Here is a 15,987-nt window from a genome sequence, read left to right on the forward strand (position 1 = left end):
CCGCTCCTCAAAGTCCGAGAATCATCTGCGCGATGATGTTCTTTTGAATTTCGTTCGAGCCGCCGTAAATCGACGTCTTGCGGAAGTTGAAGTAGTACGCGGCGAGAGGCGCGGCATCATCGTCGCCGGCCCGGCTGTGTTCGCGTTCGCCTTCGAGGAACGGTACGTCGAATGGTGCGGCAAGCGGCCCGACCGCTTCGAACATCAGTTCGGTCAGCGCTTGCTGGACTTCCGTGCCCTTGATCTTCAGCATCGACGCTTCCGGTCCCGGTCCGCGTCCGCCTGTCTCATTGGCGACGACGCGTTGCACGGTGACTTCGAGCGCCATCAACTCGATCTCGAGGCTCGCGACTTTCACGGCAAATACCGGGTCTTGCAGCAGCGGCTTGCCGTTCTTTTTCTGATTCAGCGCAAGCCGTTTCAGGAAAACGAGTTCGCGCTTCGACTGGCCGACCCGCGCGATGCCGGTACGCTCGTGGCCGAGCAGATATTTCGCGTAAGTCCAACCGCGATTCTCTTCACCGACCAGATTGTCGACCGGCACCTTCACGTCTTCGAAAAAGACTTCGTTGACTTCGTGATCTTCGTCGAGCGTAATGATCGGTCGCACGGTGATGCCCGGCGTTTTCATGTCGATCAACAGGAACGAGATGCCCTCCTGCTTTTTGGCGCCGCTGTCCGTGCGCACGAGGCAGAACATCATGTCGGCGTACTGGCCGAGCGTGGTCCATGTTTTCTGACCGTTGACCACGTAATGGTCGCCGACACGCTCGGCGCGTGTGCGCAGTGAGGCCAGATCAGAACCCGAGCCCGGCTCGGAATAGCCTTGGCACCACCAATCCGTACCATCGAGAATGCGCGGCAAGTAATGGCGCTTCTGCGCCTCGTTGCCGTACTTCATCAGGACCGGCGCCACCATGGAGACACCGAAAGGCAGCACGGACGGCGCGCCGATACGCGCGCACTCTTCGTCCCAAATGTGCCGCTGAGTCGCGTCCCAGCCCGGCCCGCCATATTCTTTCGGCCACGCGATCGCCGACCAGCCGCGCGTGCCGAGCAGCTTATGCCAGCCTGCGAAGTCTTCGCGGGCAAGACGCTTGTGATTGAGTACTTTGTCGCTCAGTTCGCGAGGCAGATTCGCTTCGAGCCAGGCGCGAATGTCCGCGCGGAACGCGTTATCAGCGGGGGAATAGTCCAGATTCATGCGTCGTGTCTCCTGGCCGCCACCGCCCGCCGCCAGTGAGCCACTGCGCTATTGCAGCGGTTCCTTCAAGGCAGCCGGGACCGGCAGCGACATCACTTCGATGCCTTCTTCGACCAAGGCTTTCGCGTCTTCCGGTGTCGTGACACCGCGAATATTGCGTGCAGGCGCTTCATTGTAGTGAATGCGCCGTGCTTCCTCGGCGAAGCGGTCGCCCACGTTCTCGGTCTTTTCCAGTACCTCGCGCAAGGCACGCATCACACGCGCCTGCATTTCCCCTGCGCCCGCTGGCGCTTTCGTTTCGGTCGCACCCGACAGGTTCAGGCGCGGCGCCGACGGCAAACGGCTCACCTCGTTCGCACCGCAGATCGGACATTCGACGAGCTTGCGGGACTGCTGCGATTCGAAGTCATCAGCCGAAGCGAACCAGCCTTCGAACCGATGGCCATGCGGACACTGTAAATCGAGGACCTTCATGTGGAATCAGGGCTTGCGTGCCAGTTTAGCGCAAAACGGAAATTTGTGAACGGTCGTTCGCAAAAATTTACGGACGACGGCGCCGACGCCGGAAGTCGCTGACAATTCGGACGCGGTGGGCGATTTTAACGCTTTGCGCAAAGGCCTGCCGAAGGTGTTCCGGAAGACAAATGGCTTGCCGATCACCTACGCCGGCGCGGCTTCGCACGCTGGCTGCCGCCCTGCTCCTATGCCACGAGACATTCCAGTTGACGACCAAGCCGCGGTTCGAGTTCGCGTGCCTCTTTAGCGAGGTTGATCTGCTTGACCGCTCTCGCGATGTCGAACACGTCTGCCTTGATTTCATAGCCGCCGCGCGCAGCGAGCCAATCAAGGATGTCCGACAGATGCCATACCGATGCACTGCCCTCGTGGACCGGCGGCGGGAAATCAATTGCGTGACTCAGCATTAGCCTGCGCATGTTTTGCCGCGATACACCAGCGACTTCGGCGACGTCGGTGAGGCCGACAAAATCGGGGCCCGCCTCGACGAGACGCGCTGACGGCACCACGCGCTTGATGTCCTGCAGCGCGCTGACCAGCGCCTCGAATGCGGACTCGCCTTCGCGAGTAAAAAATAGCGCGATGCGGCCTGGTTGCCCGACGCCGACGGTCGCATCGTCGCACCCGGCCTCGCCCAGACGCTCGACGATCGCGTCAAGATCGCAGTCTTGCGCTGCGAGCCGGTACTTCAACGTGAACACATATTCCATAAGTTACTCCTGCCTTCGTTCAGCCCAAGCCTTTCGCCAACAGAACGCTTCTGCTACCGGCGAGCCGTGCAATTGTCGACGATGCGCCGCAGATGTCTGGCGTGGTTGCCAGGGTTCTTCGGCGTGCTCCAGACGCTCGATATGCAGAACTCGCCGCACCGACACTCAGCGTCTTTATCAGGACAGTACATTTTTCCCCAAGCGTGGCCTTTGCCACCGCCCTGAACACGCCAGCCATTTCTTTCGGCATAAGCCAGCGCTGCCTCGACCTCTTTCTTAGAGTGGGTTCCTCGAACCATCTAATGCCCTCCAATTTAGCCAGTGACGATCAGGTTGTCAAGTGACAACCTGACTTTATTCGCCCGGAATTAAACACCTCTCACACGCTTCGTCATCCGAAGTAAAGGAGATGCCTGGTGCCGTCGTCAGAGGTCGATACTAGAGACACAACGGCCAAGGAGCGAGACTGTCTGAAGTCATAAGACGAAAGCACGTTTTCGAGACACGGTGCCAGCCTGCGCAGATGATCTATTCGATTGATGAGTACCGGCAGTCTCCTATGTGAAGGCGGACCAGCGCGCCCGCCTTTTTTGTGCCTTGCGTGCAACCTGCGTCATCCTTTGAATAGCCGTTTGACGAACCATGCGTACAAACGATCCAGCGTCGGCTCGACGTGCCGCTCACTCCAGTCGAGCGCGAGAATCGTAAACGTCACGAGCGCTGCACTTGCGACGAACCCGGCCAACCACGGTTCGACCTGCGGCCAGTTCAAGACGATTCGCTGCCCGAGAAAATTGCCGCCTACGAGTGACACGACGAAATAGATTGCCTTGCGCCACATCGTGGTCTCGTGCGAACGCGTCAGATACAGGAGCGCTCCGCAAGCGACGCCTAATACGATTTCGAAGTCGCTGATCATGTGTGACACGACGAAGACAACACCGCCTTTCAAGCTTTCAAGCAATACAGGAGCGGATAAAAAAGCAACAGGATAAGTGGCCATGATCGTATTCAACTCCAAGGTCCAGAAATCGACCGGCTTGCGTGCGGCGACGCTCGGCGAGCGCCGCCGCACTTCGCGGTCAAGGCAGTATCAGCCGCAAACAGTGATCAGGCGCTGCCGAGGTCCTGCCAGACCTTGCCGTCATTCTCGTGCGTGCTTGTGCAAGCAGGATCGCCCGGCTCGTCGGAGCGGCTAGCCCACCACAGCGAGCAGTACTTGCGCAGGCCTTGACCGCGATAGTCGTGCGTCACCTCCGAGCCGCCGGGATAGTCCTGCGGCTTCCACGTGCCGGTGTCCTGGCTGGCGACGACCGTCACGATCACCGAGGCGACCGATTGCGCGCCGTCGCCGCCGTGCCCGGTCACCGACAACTGGACCGGATACTCGGTGGTCTGCGTGAGCGCCGGCGTGGTCACGGTGACGCTGACCTGGTCGGATCCGTCGAACGACAGTCCCGGCGCGCTCCACTTGTACACCAGCGGCGCCGGGCCGGTCGAGTCCGCACCCGACAGCGACAGCGGCGCGCCGCTCTCCACTTTCGTCTTGCCCGTGATCACCGCCTGCACGGAGCCTCCGGGCGACGGCGTGGCTTCCAGATAGATCGCCTCGCTCGACGTGGACGTGCCGTCGCTCACCGACAGTTGGATCCAGTAGTCGGTCGTCTTGTCGACGCCGGGCACGACCCCGTTTACGACTGGCTCCCGCGAGCCGTTGAACGGCAGTTGCGGCGCCTCCCACGCGTAGGACAGCGGGTCGCCGTCCGGATCGAACGACGCGGTGCCCGACAGCTGGAATGCCAACCCCGACGCGAGTTGCATCGTCATCCGGGCCACCGGCGGCTGACCGGTTCTCGATTTCACGTTCAGCGTGACCTGCGCGGTGTTCGCGTTGCCATGACCGTCGTCGACCGTCAGCTTCACCACGTAGCTCGTGGCGCCATCCGTCGGCACGACGCCGTCGACCTCGACGGTGGTCGCGCCGTCGAACGGCAGTCCCGACGCCGACCAACGGTAGGTCAACGCATCGCCGTCCGGATCATTCGAGCGCTCACCGCTGAAGTGAACCGTGTCCCCAGCGAAGGCTTCCAGCGGACCGTCGATCGCGGCCACCGGCGGCCGGTTGCCGCCCTGCACATTGATGCCTTTGAAGTAGAACGGCGACATGTCGATCGTCTGCTTCGCGATCTCGTTGCCGAGCCCTTCGCGCGCGGCATTGACGAGCACGCCGGCATCCATGTCGATGGTCCATGTGAACAGACCCGCAAGACCGCGCTGGCACACATACTCGCCCTTGGCTTTCACCGTGCGCGGCGTATCGACCGAAACGAAGAGTTTCGAGTCAGCGCTATACAGGTAATCGGCGTCGGCAACTTCGTCGGTATAGACGTCGTAGCCGTTGATACCTCGCTGGTTTTCCAGATCGAGGTAGTTGTAGATCAGGTCGTACCACTCGGTCGCGCCCGATTCGAAGCTGCCGGTGGTCGTGCCCGTGCCGGGGTCATAGGTGCCCTCGAGCGGCGACAGGCTTGTGATCTTCGCATTGCGCGCGCTGCGGCTATACGCCGCGTAGCCGATCGCCACACGGTTCAACGGCACGCCGATCTGGACCAGATAGTCGATCGCGACGTCAACGTTGAACTCGTCCGGGTCGCCCGGATGGCTCGGATGCAGGTTCGTATGATGCGCGAGCTTCGGCGCCCACGGCGTGCCGAAGAAGTCGTAGGTCATCAGGTTGATGCCATGCACGCCGGCATCGAGCATGCCCTTGAGGTCGGCTTTCTGCATTTTGGACAATGCAGCGGATGCGGCGATGCTGATCATCACATCGTTGCGGCCCGCGCCGTCGAGCGCCTGTCTGAGTTCGCGCACCAATGCCTGGAAGTTCGGCGTGTCGCTATCGGAATAGGTATTGCCGTCATTGCCCTCTGCCGCCGGGTACTCCCAGTCGAGATCGATTGCCGCGAACATCGGGAAGCGCTCGAAGAGGTCGAGGATGCTGTTGATCAGCGTCTCGCGCCGCGCCGGATCGGCGACCACCCAGTGAAACGCCTCGCTCATCGTCCAGCCGCCGATACTGAACGACAGCACCAGGTCCGGATTCTTTGCCTTCAACTTACGCAGCCCGCCCAGCACTCCTTGCGCGGTGTCCTGATGGAACAGTGCCTTATAGTCGTTGCTCACCCAGCCCGCGAAGCCACAGTTGCGGTACGAAGCGACGTCGCCCCATGCATCGACGAAAGTCGCCTCGTCTTTCTTGCGGCCGAAATCCAGCGCTGCCTGGTCGACGGTCTGCTGCTTCTCGCCCTTGTCGCCGACGATGCCGGCAAAGCCGAGCACGAGCTTGTCATACGCCTTCGCATCGAGCAGCATCAGGTCGATGCCGCGGCCACACTGATCGTCGCCGAATTCGCCGTCGTAACGGCCGTCGTATTGCGACCAGTCCGTGTAGTAGCCGAACACCTTCGTGTCGTTCGGCTTGTAGCTGTTGTAGACCCGCTTCGCCACCCGGCCCGACGTGTAGCTGAACTTCTCGACTTCGGTCGCCGGCTTGTAGCTGTTCATCTGATACTTCTTTTCCGTCGCACCCTTGGCGCCAGACTTGTCGCCTGGATCGCCGTTGTACACCAGCTTGCTGTCCTTGCGGCCCTGCTGTGCGGAGCCGCTTGCAGACGTGCGATTGTTCCGTTGTGTCATAAGAACCTCGTTCATGAAAAGTGGACGTCGACGGCTGCGCACAGAGGCGTTGCCTGATCGACCCGTTCATGTTCGGGTGCCTGATCGACGAACGACATGGAAAGTCCGTCGAAAATCCGCGCTCCGCAAGCGGGCGACGTAGGCGATTGGCTACGTCATCTCCCCTACGCCGACCCTCTATGTGGGAGCGCGTCGAAACGCGCGAAGCATCGCGGCGTCGCGTTCAATGAAGCGAACGAATGCATCGAGCTGACTGCGCTCATCGATGTTCATCGACGCGGCAAAGTCGGACGCACTGGGATAATCCAGATACAGCCAATGAAGGCCCACGATCTGAATAGCCCGCAACTGCAGGCTTCGATCGCACAATCGCAATCGAGCCCGCTGGCTGTAAAAAACAACGCTCGTGCCGCGATTCATCGATGAATTCATGATCGGCAACCGTGAAGTGGCAAAACGTCGCAGCAGAAAGGAAAGCTAACTAATGACACGAGATCATGGTTTTTCCTCCAGTCGGCGGCCGCCATAGAAGAGGGCGAACATTCGCGTCCCGCCTGCCGTGCCGGCTTCGATGTTGCTGTCTGCTACATGGAAGTCGCGATATTCCATCTGGCGTCAGGGTATGTCGGTGACATTGCCCCCCAACCCGGATTCCTCCATTGGCCGCGATAGCTCACCGATGCTACGTTATGCAGATCAAGGGCTCTGGAGGAATTCGTGAGTAAAGATAGTTGCATCGTTCGTTTCGACTGGCAGCATGACCGTGTATCCGTCGGCCATATTGCCATCCGCGTTTCGGGACAAGAAAAGCAAGTGCTCCGCCTGATGGTGGAGAGAGCCGGACGTGTATGCGACCGTGAAGCATTGATGGGAGTCGTGTGGGGCGCGCGCGCGGCCCACATGGACGAGCTCTATCTGACACAACTGGTCTACCGGTTGCGCAAGTCGTTAAGGCCGCTCGGCCTCGGCGACCATATCGTGACGATGCCGCGTGCGGGTTATCGGTTCGACCCGGAAGGGCTTCGGATCCATGCCGACGACCTCCCGCCGGATGACCCGCCTATGTCAGTTGGCGCGCTCGCCGTGGATGGGCCCACACCACGCGGTGCAAGCTTTCGAAACTGGTTTGCGCGGTTGCGCGACACGGCTTCCTATCAGCCGACATTGCCCGAATCGATCGGTCTGCCGGCAATTCATACCGAGGAGGGTGTGGTCACCCATGCTGGGGCAACCGTTTATCTGACGGGTTTCGAATGCGCGTTGCTAGAAGCGTTCGTCGAACAGCCGGACGTCACACTCAAGCGCCACGAGTTGATCTCACGGATCTGGGGCGATGAAGAAGATGTCGACGTGAATCGCCTGACGCGGCTAGTGTCGCGCTTGCGGCGTTCACTGCAGCCGCTTGGGCTCGAGCAGCAACTGATCTATATACCTTGTAGCGGATATCGATTCTGCCGGACTGGGTCGCCTTCGCCCACCGACATCGGTGGCGTCGGCAGCGGTACGCTGCCGTCAGTGGCTGCAGCTCGTCAGTCGTCGCCGCGCGTGGTCGCCGCACTCACGTGGATTGCGCCGTTGCCCGCATCGCGGCGTGCCGTCGTGCCAATCGGCGTCGCGTTGTTCGCACTCGCGACCGCGCTTGTGATGCCAGCGGACCTCGGCAACGCGAGCCGGTTCGGCCGACCTGTCGCCGCGCTGCGCACTGGACGCGGTATTCCTATAACCTGTAGCCCCGATTTTGTTCATCACCTATTCATTCGCGACGTGGTCGCGTCATTGGCGGCGTCAAGCTCCCCAACCGTGCCAACCACCGTGGACAACGCGTGGAGACGGATCGTCACGGATTTGCGCGCGGCGGGATGCCTTGGCGTGACATCTTCCGAACCGTCGTACCCACCGTAGCGGATCGGCACCGGTTCTGTCGGCTGGCTGCGCGCTGAACCGTGCGGCGATACCAGTTGGTCAGCGTGATAGGTCCGGCGCCACCGTCCACGCGAGACAGCGTGGGGCCGATCGTCACTCGTCGCGATTCAAATCGTCATTGGGATAGCGCAGTGGAGCGCACCGATCAACGCGGCGTCGGGAAACGGCGCTCGCCGTGCAGCGTTCTCAGCGACTGGAACAATCAGCGCGCATTCTGAACGGGCACGTTATTCCGGTTCCGCCAACGGCCATGCACCCGACAACACCTTCTCCAGCCAGAATGTGCCGATCACCGTCTTCACATCAGTAACCTTGCCGGTGCGCACCCACTCGGACATCTCGGGCACAGTCGCCGTGAACAGTTCCAGAAATTCGCCTTCGTCGAGCTTGCGCTCACCGGCGGTCAAACCGCGCGCGAGGTAGATGTCGATGAATTCGGTCGAATAGGAAATGATCGGGTGAATGCGCGTCAGATAAACATACTCGCGCGCGGTATAACCCGTCTCTTCCCGCAGCTCACGTTTCGCACAGGCCAGCGCGCCTTCGTTCGGATCGAGCTTGCCGGCCGGATACTCGACCATGACCTTGCCCATCGGATAGCGATACTGGTTTTCCAGCAGTACGCGGCCGTCGTCGAATAATGGAATCACCATCACGGCGCCGGAATGCTGAACATATTCGCGCGTGGCGTGCTTGCCGTCCGGCAGACGAACGGTGTCGCACTTGAGCGTCAGAAACGGTCCTTGATGGATCGTTTTGCTCTCGATGCAAGTCTCTTTGAGCGCGGCGTCGTGATCGGGAAGTTCAGCCATTTGCGGACCTTGGGGACTTGGTGCGCCGACGGCGAGACGCCGTCAGCGGCGTTTGACGAGATACTGGAAGGTGAAGCCAGGGAACGCGAACACCACGAAGAGCGCGAACGTGATCGCGTAGAACTGCCAACCCTGCTCGAAGCGGTTACCCGCGCGCGCTTCCAGCAGAAAACCGAGCGCGCCGACCACGAAGTACAACAGGATCAATTCGGCAATCCGGATCCAGGCGCTTTTCTTCGCCGCTTTCAACGGCACGGCGGCGAAGAGGCGCTGATTCAGGAACGGCAGGTTGGCGCCGACCAGCGCCAACAGCACGATAAACCAACCCGCTGCCGACATCAGAGCAACAGCGTGTGCTGGATCGCCTGCAGGCAGGCCTTCAACAACGGATCCGGCACAATACCAAGCACCAGCACGGCCACACCGTTGAACGCGAGCAGAGCACGCGTGCTGGTGTCCGCGAGGATGGGCGACTTGTCTTGCGGATCGTCGAAATACATCAGCTTGACGATACGCAGGTAGTAGAACGCGCCGAACAGCGAGGTGATCACGGCCAGCACCGTCAGCCAGGTCAAACCGGCGTTCATGGTGGCCTGCAGCACCGCGAGCTTCGCGTAGAAGCCGACCGCGGGCGGAATGCCCGCGAGCGAGAACATCATGATCATCATCACGAACGCGAACACCGGGCTGCGTTGATTCAGGCCCTTGAAGTCCTCGAGCGTGTCCGCTTCGAAATCGCGGCGCGCCAGCAGCATGACGACGCCGAACGTGCCCATCGTCGTGATCAGATAGACGATGCTGTAGTACATGGCCGAACCGTATGCATTGGCGGCACCCGTCGTCTTGTGGTCGACCACGCCGGCCAGCAGGCCCAGCAGCACGAAGCCCATGTTCGAGATCGCCGAGTACGCGAGCATCCGCTTGACGTTGCGTTGCACGATACCGGTGATGTTGCCGACGATCAGCGACAGCGCCGCGAGAATCACCAGCATTTCTTGCCATTCGACCGCGAGCGGCAGCAGGCCCATCACGAGAAAGCGCAGCCCCCAGGCGAACGCGGCAACCTTCGGACCGCCGCCGACCAGCAGGGTCATTGCCGTCGGTGCACCTTGATAGACATCGGGCACCCACATGTGGAATGGCACCGCGCCCATCTTGAACGCCACGCCCGCCACGATGAAGATCACGCCGAACAGCAGCACGCTCGGGTCGTAGTGGCTCGTGCCGATCGCCTTGAACACTTCGTTCAGGTCGAGCGAACCGGTCGCACCGTACAACATGGAAATGCCGTACAACAGAAAGCCGGAAGCCAGCGCGCCGAGCACGTAGTACTTCATGGCCGCTTCGTTCGACGGCGCTGCGTCACGACGCAAGGCAATCACACCGTACAGCGACAGCGACATCAGTTCCAGGCCGAGATACAGCGTCAGGAAGTTGTTGCCGGAGATCATGACGAGCTGGCCGAGCAACGAGAACATACCCAACAGGAAGAACTCGCCGCGGAACAGTCCGCGATCTTCGAGGTAACGTCGCGAATACACGATCGACACTGCGTAGCCGAGCGTCACCACCGCTTTCATCACATTGGCGAACGAATCCACCACGTACATGTGGCCAAAGTAGTAGCGCACCTGCGGGTCGAACGCGTTCATCGCGAACCAGACGCCGGCGACCAGCGACGAGAAGAACGCGATGAAGTACGTGGTACGGCGACCGGCCTGGCCGACGAACGTGTCGTTGAGCCACGCGACGACAACGGCGAGCATCAGCAGCGCGTCGGGCAACAGAGCAGTCATAGGGGCGTTTTGCATGGTCTTTAATTCCTCGCTCGGCGTTACTGAGGCAACGGCAGCTTTGACTGCGCAACGTGGGCGAGGAGGTTTTCCACGGATACGTGCATCACATCGGTAAAGGGCTTCGGATACAGGCCCATGAACAGCGTCAGTGCGGCAAGCACTGCCAGCATGAAAAATTCGCGACGGTTGATGTCGAGCAGACCCTTCACGTGATCGTTGGCGATCGCGCCGAAGTACACGCGCTTATACATCCACAGCGTGTAGGCCGCGCCGAGAATCAGCGTGACTGCCGCGCCGCCCGCGATCCAGAAGTTGTACTGGACAGCAGCCAGAATCACCATGAACTCGCCGACGAAACCGGAGGTGCCCGGCAGGCCGCAATTCGCCATGGAGAACAGCATGACGAACGCCGCGAACTTCGGCATTACGTTGACGACACCGCCGTAATCGGCGATCTGGCGCGAATGCATACGGTCGTACAGCACGCCGATGCTCAGGAACATCGCGCCCGACACGAAGCCGTGCGAGATCATCTGCACGATCCCACCTTCCACGCCGAGCTGGTTGAAGATGAAGAAGCCGAGCGTCACGAAACCCATGTGCGCGATCGACGAATACGCGACCAGCTTCTTCATGTCCGTCTGCACCATCGCGACCAGACCGATGTAGATCACCGCGATCAGCGACAGCGTGACGACGACCGGCGCCAGAAAGTGGCTCGCGTCAGGCGTGATCGGCAAGGAGAAGCGCAGAAAACCGTATGCACCCAGCTTCAGCATGATCGCGGCCAGCACGACCGAGCCGCCGGTCGGCGCTTCCACGTGGGCGTCGGGCAACCACGTGTGAACCGGCCACATCGGCACCTTCACGGCGAAAGCCAGGAAGAACGCTATGAATAGCAGCACCTGAGGCGTCATGGCGATCTGCGCATGCTGCCACGTGGCGAGGTCGAACGTGCCGGTCTCGACGTACAGGTACAGCAACGCGACCAGCATCAGCAGCGAGCCCATCAGCGTGTAGAGGAAGAACTTGAACGCCGCGTACACGCGGTTCGCCCCGCCCCACACGCCGATGATGATGTACATCGGAATCAGCGTCGCTTCGAAGAACACGTAAAACAGCATGCCGTCGGCGGCGCTGAACACGCCGACCATGATGCCCGACAGGATCAGGAACGCGGCCAGGTACTGACCCACGTTCCTGGTGATCACTTCCCACGCGGCGATCACGACGATCACCGTAATCAAGGCGGTCAACACGACGAACCACATCGAGATGCCGTCGACACCCAGGTGATACGTGATATTGAAGCGCTCGATCCAGTTCGCCTTTTCGACGAACTGCAGATCGGCGGTGCTCGAATCAAAACCGGTAATCAGCGGGATCGTCACGAGGAAGCTGACGACCGAGCCGATCAGCGCAATCCAGCGCGCGGGTGCCGGGTTCTGGTCGGAACCGATAGCCAGGACCAGGAGGCCGACGAGGATCGGTAACCAGATCGCAATACTGAGAATCGGATAAGCGTGCATTAGTGTCCCTCGCCTTATTTGCCGCCGAGCGTTACAAACAGGGTCAGGAGCCCCAGCATGCCGATAATCATGGCGAACGCGTAGTGATAGATGTAGCCGGATTGGAGGAAGCGGATCACGCCGGCGAACCAGCCGATAAAGCGTGCGCTGCCGTTGACGATGCCGTCGATCACCACGACGTCGCCTTCCTTCCAGAGACCACGGCCAATTGCCACGGCGCCCCGCGCAAACACGACTTCGTTGATCTTGTCCATGTAGTACTTGTTATCGAGCAGCGTATAGATCGGACCGAACGCGCGCTTGACGACAGCGGGCAGGTCCGGACGAACGAGGTACAGGAACCACGCGACCACCACGCCCGCGAGCGCCAGCCAGACCGGCAGACCCGCGACCGAGTGCAGCCCCATCGCTGCCCAGCCCTGGAACTCCTCAGCCATCTCATGCAGCGCCGGATGGTTTTCGCCGATGAAGATCACCTTGTCGAACGCCACGCCGTGCTGGAAGAAATCGCCGAACAGCATCGGGCCGATGGCGATCGCACCGATCACCACCGACGGGATCGCCAGCAGCACCAGTGGCAGCCACACCACCCACGGCGTTTCGTGCGGCTCGTGAGCGTGGTCGTCGTGACCATGGCCATGGCCATGCGAATCGTGACCATGACCGTGCGAATCATGGCCGTGCGCGTCGTGCGCATGCGCCGCGGCTTCGATGCCCATCGGCGATTCCGGATGCTTGGGATCGCGGAAGCGCTCCTTGCCGTGGAACACCATGAAGTACATGCGGAACGAATACAGCGCGGTCACGAAGACGCTCGCCACCACGGCGAAGTACGCGAAGCCCGAGCCCGGCAGATGCGACAGCTTCACTGCGTCGATGATCGAATCTTTCGAGTAGAAGCCCGAGAAGAACGGCGTACCGATCAGCGCCAGCGAACCAACCAGCGACGTGATCCACGTGATCGGCATGTACTTGCGCAGGCCGCCCATGTTGCGCATGTCCTGATCGTGGTGCATGCCGATGATTACCGAGCCCGCGCCGAGGAACAGCAGCGCCTTGAAGAACGCGTGCGTCATCAGGTGAAAGATGGCGACCGGGTATGCCGACACGCCCAGTGCAACCGTCATGTAACCGAGCTGCGACAACGTCGAGTAAGCCACCACGCGTTTGATGTCGTTCTGGACGATCCCGAGGAAGCCCATGAACAACGCTGTAATCGCACCAATCACGGTAATGAACGACAGCGCGCTATCGGACAATTCGAACAGCGGCGACATGCGCGCGACCATGAAAATACCGGCCGTCACCATGGTTGCCGCGTGAATCAGTGCGGAGATCGGCGTCGGGCCTTCCATCGAATCCGGCAGCCAGACATGCAGAGGGAACTGCGCCGACTTACCCATCGCGCCGATGAAGAGGCAGATGCAGGCGACCGTCAGCAGACCCCAGTCCGTGCCCGGGAAGCTCAATGCCGCGAGTTCGGTGCGCTTCGCGAAGACGTCGCCGTAGTTCATCGAACCGGCGAAAGCAAACAGCAGGCCGATGCCGAGCAGGAACCCGAAGTCGCCGATGCGGTTCACGATGAACGCCTTCATGTTCGCGTAGATCGCGCTCTCACGCGTGAAGTAGAAGCCGATCAGCAGGTACGACACCAGACCCACCGCTTCCCAGCCGAAGAACAGCTGCAGGAAGTTGTTGCTCATCACGAGCATCAGCATCGAGAACGTGAACAGCGCGATGTACGAGAAGAAGCGCTGGTAGCCGTCGTCGTCGGCCATGTAGCCGATCGTGTAGATGTGCACCATGAGCGACACGAAGGTCACCACGCACATCATCATCGCCGTCAGCGAGTCGACCAGGAAGCCGATCTCGAACTTCGTCTTGCCGATCGACATCCATTCGTAGACGGTCGCGTTGAAGCTCGCGCCGTCCATCACCTGGAAGTAGACGATAACCGAGAGGATGAACGCGATCGCGACGCCGAGGATCGTAACCGAGTGTGCACCGGCTCGCCCTACCGCTTTCCCGAACAGCCCCGCAATCAGGGAGCCGGCCAGCGGTGCCAGCGGGATCGCCAGCAGCAGGTTTTCATTGAGTATCGTTGACATAACCGCTTTACCTGAAATTAACCTTTGAGCTGATCGAGGTCCTCGACATTGATCGTGTCGAGGCTACGGAACAGGGTCACCAGAATTGCGAGTCCGATCGCCGCTTCAGCTGCTGCAACCGTCAGCACGAAGAAGACGAAGATCTGGCCATGCACGTCGCCGAGGTAATGCGAGAACGCGACGAAATTGGTGTTTACCGCCAGCAGCATCAGTTCGATCGCCATCAGGATGATGATGACGTTGCGACGGTTCAGGAAAATGCCGACGATGCTGATCGCAAACAGGATCGCGCCGAGGACAAGGTAATGGGCAAGGGTCAACATGATTTCTATCTCCTGTCCGCTCAGCTGTTCTTAGCCGGTGCCGAGTCGGCCGCTGCTGCAGCCGCTGCCGCGGCTTCTTCCGCCGCGACGGTTGCCGCGGTCTTTTCCGATTTCATCTTGACGACGCGCACACGGTCCTGGGCACGCACCTTGACCTGTTCGCTGATGTTCTGACGTTTGCTGTCTTTCTTGTGGCTCGTGGTCAGCGCAATCGCCGCGATGATCGCCACCAGCAGCACCAGGCCGGCCACTTCGAACGCGAAGATGTAGTCGGTGTAGATGACCTTGCCGATCAGGCGCGTGTTCGACCAGTCGCCCATGCCGTTCGCGGCGGCCGTGGTGTCGCGCAGCGCCGTGGCGGTCGCGCCGTAACCGTGCCAGAGAATCAGCGCGGTTTCGATCACGATGATCGCGCCGACCAGGGTGGCCATTGGCACGAAGCGTTTGAAGTCTTTACGCAGCACGTCGATGTTGATGTCCAGCATCATCACGACGAACAGGAACAGCACCATCACCGCGCCGACGTAGACCAGCACCAGCAGGATCGCGAGGAACTCGGCCTGCAGCAGCATCCAGATCGCGGCTGCGTTGAAGAACGCCAGCACCAGAAACAGTGCGGACGACACCGGGTTGCGCGAGGTGATCACCTTCAGCCCTGAAACCACCAGGAGCAGTGCGAAGATGTAGAACAGTACGGTCGTGAATTCCATGATTACCGGTTCATCGTTAGGCCATCGTCAGGCATTGTTCTTTGGCACTTGTGGCTGGCATACCGCCAGAACAGCCGCACAGGTGCGCCGTGCCGCGGCGTTCAGGCCGCGGCGCCCGGCCCGACAACAGGCCGTGATTGCTGCATTTACTGCTTTAACTAAAACGCTTCAACGATACGGTGCGTCGGCTGCCTTGCTCGCCGCGATCTCCGCTTCATAGCGATCGCCCACGGCCAGCAGCATGTCTTTCGTGAAGTACAGGTCGCCACGCTTCTCGCCGTGATACTCGAGAATGTGCGTTTCGACGATCGAATCGACCGGGCAGCTCTCTTCACAGAAACCGCAGAAGATGCACTTGGTCAGGTCGATGTCGTAACGCGTCGTGCGGCGGGTGTTGTCCGCGCGCGTTTCCGACTCGATGGTAATGGCGAGCGCCGGGCACACTGCTTCGCACAGCTTGCAGGCGATGCAGCGCTCTTCGCCGTTTTCATAGCGGCGCAGCGCGTGCAGGCCGCGGAAACGCGGCGAGATCGGGGTCTTCTCTTCCGGGAATTGCACGGTCACCTTGCGCTGGAACGTATAACGTCCGGTCAGCGCGAGGCCTTTGAGCAGTTCCGTGAGGAAGAAGGTCTTGAAAAAGTTTTGGATTGCGGTCATGGG

The 15,987-nt window shown here is 60.6% G+C and carries 16 protein-coding genes; 1 reads left to right on the forward strand and 15 read right to left on the reverse strand.

Features of this window, described 5'->3' with window-relative positions; genetic code table 11:
* Positions 1-7: 7 nt before the first annotated feature.
* The 7 genes from PQR42_RS31300 to PQR42_RS31330 all read right to left on the reverse strand — a co-directional run bounded on the left by PQR42_RS31300 (position 8) and on the right by PQR42_RS31330 (position 6,546).
* Complete coding sequence (locus tag PQR42_RS31300; RefSeq protein WP_408388318.1) at positions 8-1,204, reverse strand: acyl-CoA dehydrogenase family protein; 1,197 nt, start codon at positions 1,202-1,204, stop codon at positions 8-10.
* Between the two features lie 48 nt (positions 1,205-1,252).
* Positions 1,253-1,678 (reverse strand): DUF1178 family protein, encoded by a 426-nt coding sequence (locus tag PQR42_RS31305; RefSeq protein WP_408214591.1) that lies wholly within the window; start codon positions 1,676-1,678, stop codon positions 1,253-1,255.
* A gap of 227 nt (positions 1,679-1,905) precedes the next feature.
* On the reverse strand, positions 1,906-2,430 hold the full coding sequence (locus PQR42_RS31310) for a helix-turn-helix transcriptional regulator (protein ID WP_408388320.1): 525 nt from the start codon (positions 2,428-2,430) through the stop codon (positions 1,906-1,908).
* Positions 2,431-2,483: 53 nt separating this feature from the next.
* The gene (locus tag PQR42_RS31315) at positions 2,484-2,729 is read right to left on the reverse strand and encodes a hypothetical protein (RefSeq protein ID WP_408214587.1); all 246 of its coding nucleotides are present in this window, start codon (positions 2,727-2,729) and stop codon (positions 2,484-2,486) included.
* Between the two features lie 314 nt (positions 2,730-3,043).
* Complete coding sequence (locus PQR42_RS31320) at positions 3,044-3,349, reverse strand: putative holin (protein WP_408214584.1); 306 nt, start codon at positions 3,347-3,349, stop codon at positions 3,044-3,046.
* A gap of 191 nt (positions 3,350-3,540) precedes the next feature.
* Positions 3,541-6,126, reverse strand: a complete 2,586-nt coding sequence (locus PQR42_RS31325) for a glycoside hydrolase family 18 protein (RefSeq protein WP_408388322.1) — start codon at positions 6,124-6,126, stop codon at positions 3,541-3,543.
* A gap of 177 nt (positions 6,127-6,303) precedes the next feature.
* On the reverse strand, positions 6,304-6,546 hold the full coding sequence (locus tag PQR42_RS31330; protein WP_408388324.1) for an N-acetylmuramidase domain-containing protein: 243 nt from the start codon (positions 6,544-6,546) through the stop codon (positions 6,304-6,306).
* Positions 6,547-6,843: 297 nt separating this feature from the next.
* Here PQR42_RS31330 and PQR42_RS31335 point away from each other — a divergent pair, with 297 nt between their 5' ends.
* Complete coding sequence (locus tag PQR42_RS31335) at positions 6,844-8,028, forward strand: winged helix-turn-helix domain-containing protein (protein WP_408388326.1); 1,185 nt, start codon at positions 6,844-6,846, stop codon at positions 8,026-8,028.
* A gap of 248 nt (positions 8,029-8,276) precedes the next feature.
* Here PQR42_RS31335 and PQR42_RS31340 read toward each other — a convergent pair whose 3' ends face one another.
* The 8 genes from PQR42_RS31340 to nuoI form a co-directional block, all read right to left on the reverse strand.
* Positions 8,277-8,861 (reverse strand): NUDIX domain-containing protein, encoded by a 585-nt coding sequence (locus PQR42_RS31340; protein ID WP_408388328.1) that lies wholly within the window; start codon positions 8,859-8,861, stop codon positions 8,277-8,279.
* Positions 8,862-8,903: 42 nt separating this feature from the next.
* Positions 8,904-9,200, reverse strand: a complete 297-nt coding sequence (locus PQR42_RS31345) for a DUF2818 family protein (RefSeq protein ID WP_408214570.1) — start codon at positions 9,198-9,200, stop codon at positions 8,904-8,906.
* Positions 9,200-10,672, reverse strand: a complete 1,473-nt coding sequence (gene nuoN, locus PQR42_RS31350) for an NADH-quinone oxidoreductase subunit NuoN (protein WP_408214567.1) — start codon at positions 10,670-10,672, stop codon at positions 9,200-9,202. Before nuoN ends, PQR42_RS31345 begins: the two co-directional genes overlap by 1 nt.
* A 23-nt stretch (positions 10,673-10,695) precedes the next feature.
* Positions 10,696-12,186 carry an NADH-quinone oxidoreductase subunit M gene (locus PQR42_RS31355; protein WP_408214564.1) on the reverse strand — a complete coding sequence of 497 codons (1,491 nt, stop codon included), beginning with the start codon at positions 12,184-12,186 and terminating at the stop codon, positions 10,696-10,698.
* A gap of 14 nt (positions 12,187-12,200) precedes the next feature.
* Positions 12,201-14,294 (reverse strand): NADH-quinone oxidoreductase subunit L, encoded by a 2,094-nt coding sequence (gene nuoL / locus PQR42_RS31360; protein ID WP_408388330.1) that lies wholly within the window; start codon positions 14,292-14,294, stop codon positions 12,201-12,203.
* Positions 14,295-14,311: 17 nt separating this feature from the next.
* Complete coding sequence (nuoK, locus tag PQR42_RS31365) at positions 14,312-14,617, reverse strand: NADH-quinone oxidoreductase subunit NuoK (RefSeq protein WP_006052894.1); 306 nt, start codon at positions 14,615-14,617, stop codon at positions 14,312-14,314.
* A gap of 20 nt (positions 14,618-14,637) precedes the next feature.
* The gene (locus tag PQR42_RS31370) at positions 14,638-15,327 is read right to left on the reverse strand and encodes an NADH-quinone oxidoreductase subunit J (RefSeq protein ID WP_408214558.1); all 690 of its coding nucleotides are present in this window, start codon (positions 15,325-15,327) and stop codon (positions 14,638-14,640) included.
* 168 nt (positions 15,328-15,495) lie between these two features.
* On the reverse strand, positions 15,496-15,984 hold the full coding sequence (gene nuoI / locus PQR42_RS31375; protein ID WP_054034957.1) for an NADH-quinone oxidoreductase subunit NuoI: 489 nt from the start codon (positions 15,982-15,984) through the stop codon (positions 15,496-15,498).
* Between the last annotated feature and the right edge of the window lie 3 nt (positions 15,985-15,987).

Source organism: Paraburkholderia sediminicola (genome assembly GCF_046027355.1).
GTDB classification, from domain to species: Bacteria; Pseudomonadota; Gammaproteobacteria; order Burkholderiales; family Burkholderiaceae; genus Paraburkholderia; species Paraburkholderia sediminicola_B.

Excerpts from the sequence above, each read along its gene's own strand:
- PQR42_RS31300 (WP_408388318.1), bottom strand. The coding sequence starts at position 1,204 with ATGAATCTGGACTATTCCCCCGCTGATAACGCGTTCCGCGCGGACATT.
- PQR42_RS31305 (WP_408214591.1), bottom strand. The coding sequence starts at position 1,678 with ATGAAGGTCCTCGATTTACAGTGTCCGCATGGCCATCGGTTCGAAGGC.
- PQR42_RS31310 (WP_408388320.1), bottom strand. The coding sequence starts at position 2,430 with ATGGAATATGTGTTCACGTTGAAGTACCGGCTCGCAGCGCAAGACTGC.
- PQR42_RS31315 (WP_408214587.1), bottom strand. The coding sequence starts at position 2,729 with ATGGTTCGAGGAACCCACTCTAAGAAAGAGGTCGAGGCAGCGCTGGCT.
- PQR42_RS31320 (WP_408214584.1), bottom strand. The coding sequence starts at position 3,349 with ATGATCAGCGACTTCGAAATCGTATTAGGCGTCGCTTGCGGAGCGCTC.
- PQR42_RS31325 (WP_408388322.1), bottom strand. The coding sequence starts at position 6,126 with ATGACACAACGGAACAATCGCACGTCTGCAAGCGGCTCCGCACAGCAG.
- PQR42_RS31330 (WP_408388324.1), bottom strand. The coding sequence starts at position 6,546 with ATGAATCGCGGCACGAGCGTTGTTTTTTACAGCCAGCGGGCTCGATTG.
- PQR42_RS31340 (WP_408388328.1), bottom strand. The coding sequence starts at position 8,861 with ATGGCTGAACTTCCCGATCACGACGCCGCGCTCAAAGAGACTTGCATC.
- PQR42_RS31345 (WP_408214570.1), bottom strand. The coding sequence starts at position 9,200 with ATGTCGGCAGCGGGTTGGTTTATCGTGCTGTTGGCGCTGGTCGGCGCC.
- nuoN (WP_408214567.1), bottom strand. The coding sequence starts at position 10,672 with ATGCAAAACGCCCCTATGACTGCTCTGTTGCCCGACGCGCTGCTGATG.
- PQR42_RS31355 (WP_408214564.1), bottom strand. The coding sequence starts at position 12,186 with ATGCACGCTTATCCGATTCTCAGTATTGCGATCTGGTTACCGATCCTC.
- nuoL (WP_408388330.1), bottom strand. The coding sequence starts at position 14,294 with ATGTCAACGATACTCAATGAAAACCTGCTGCTGGCGATCCCGCTGGCA.
- nuoK (WP_006052894.1), bottom strand. The coding sequence starts at position 14,617 with ATGTTGACCCTTGCCCATTACCTTGTCCTCGGCGCGATCCTGTTTGCG.
- PQR42_RS31370 (WP_408214558.1), bottom strand. The coding sequence starts at position 15,327 with ATGGAATTCACGACCGTACTGTTCTACATCTTCGCACTGCTCCTGGTG.
- nuoI (WP_054034957.1), bottom strand. The coding sequence starts at position 15,984 with ATGACCGCAATCCAAAACTTTTTCAAGACCTTCTTCCTCACGGAACTG.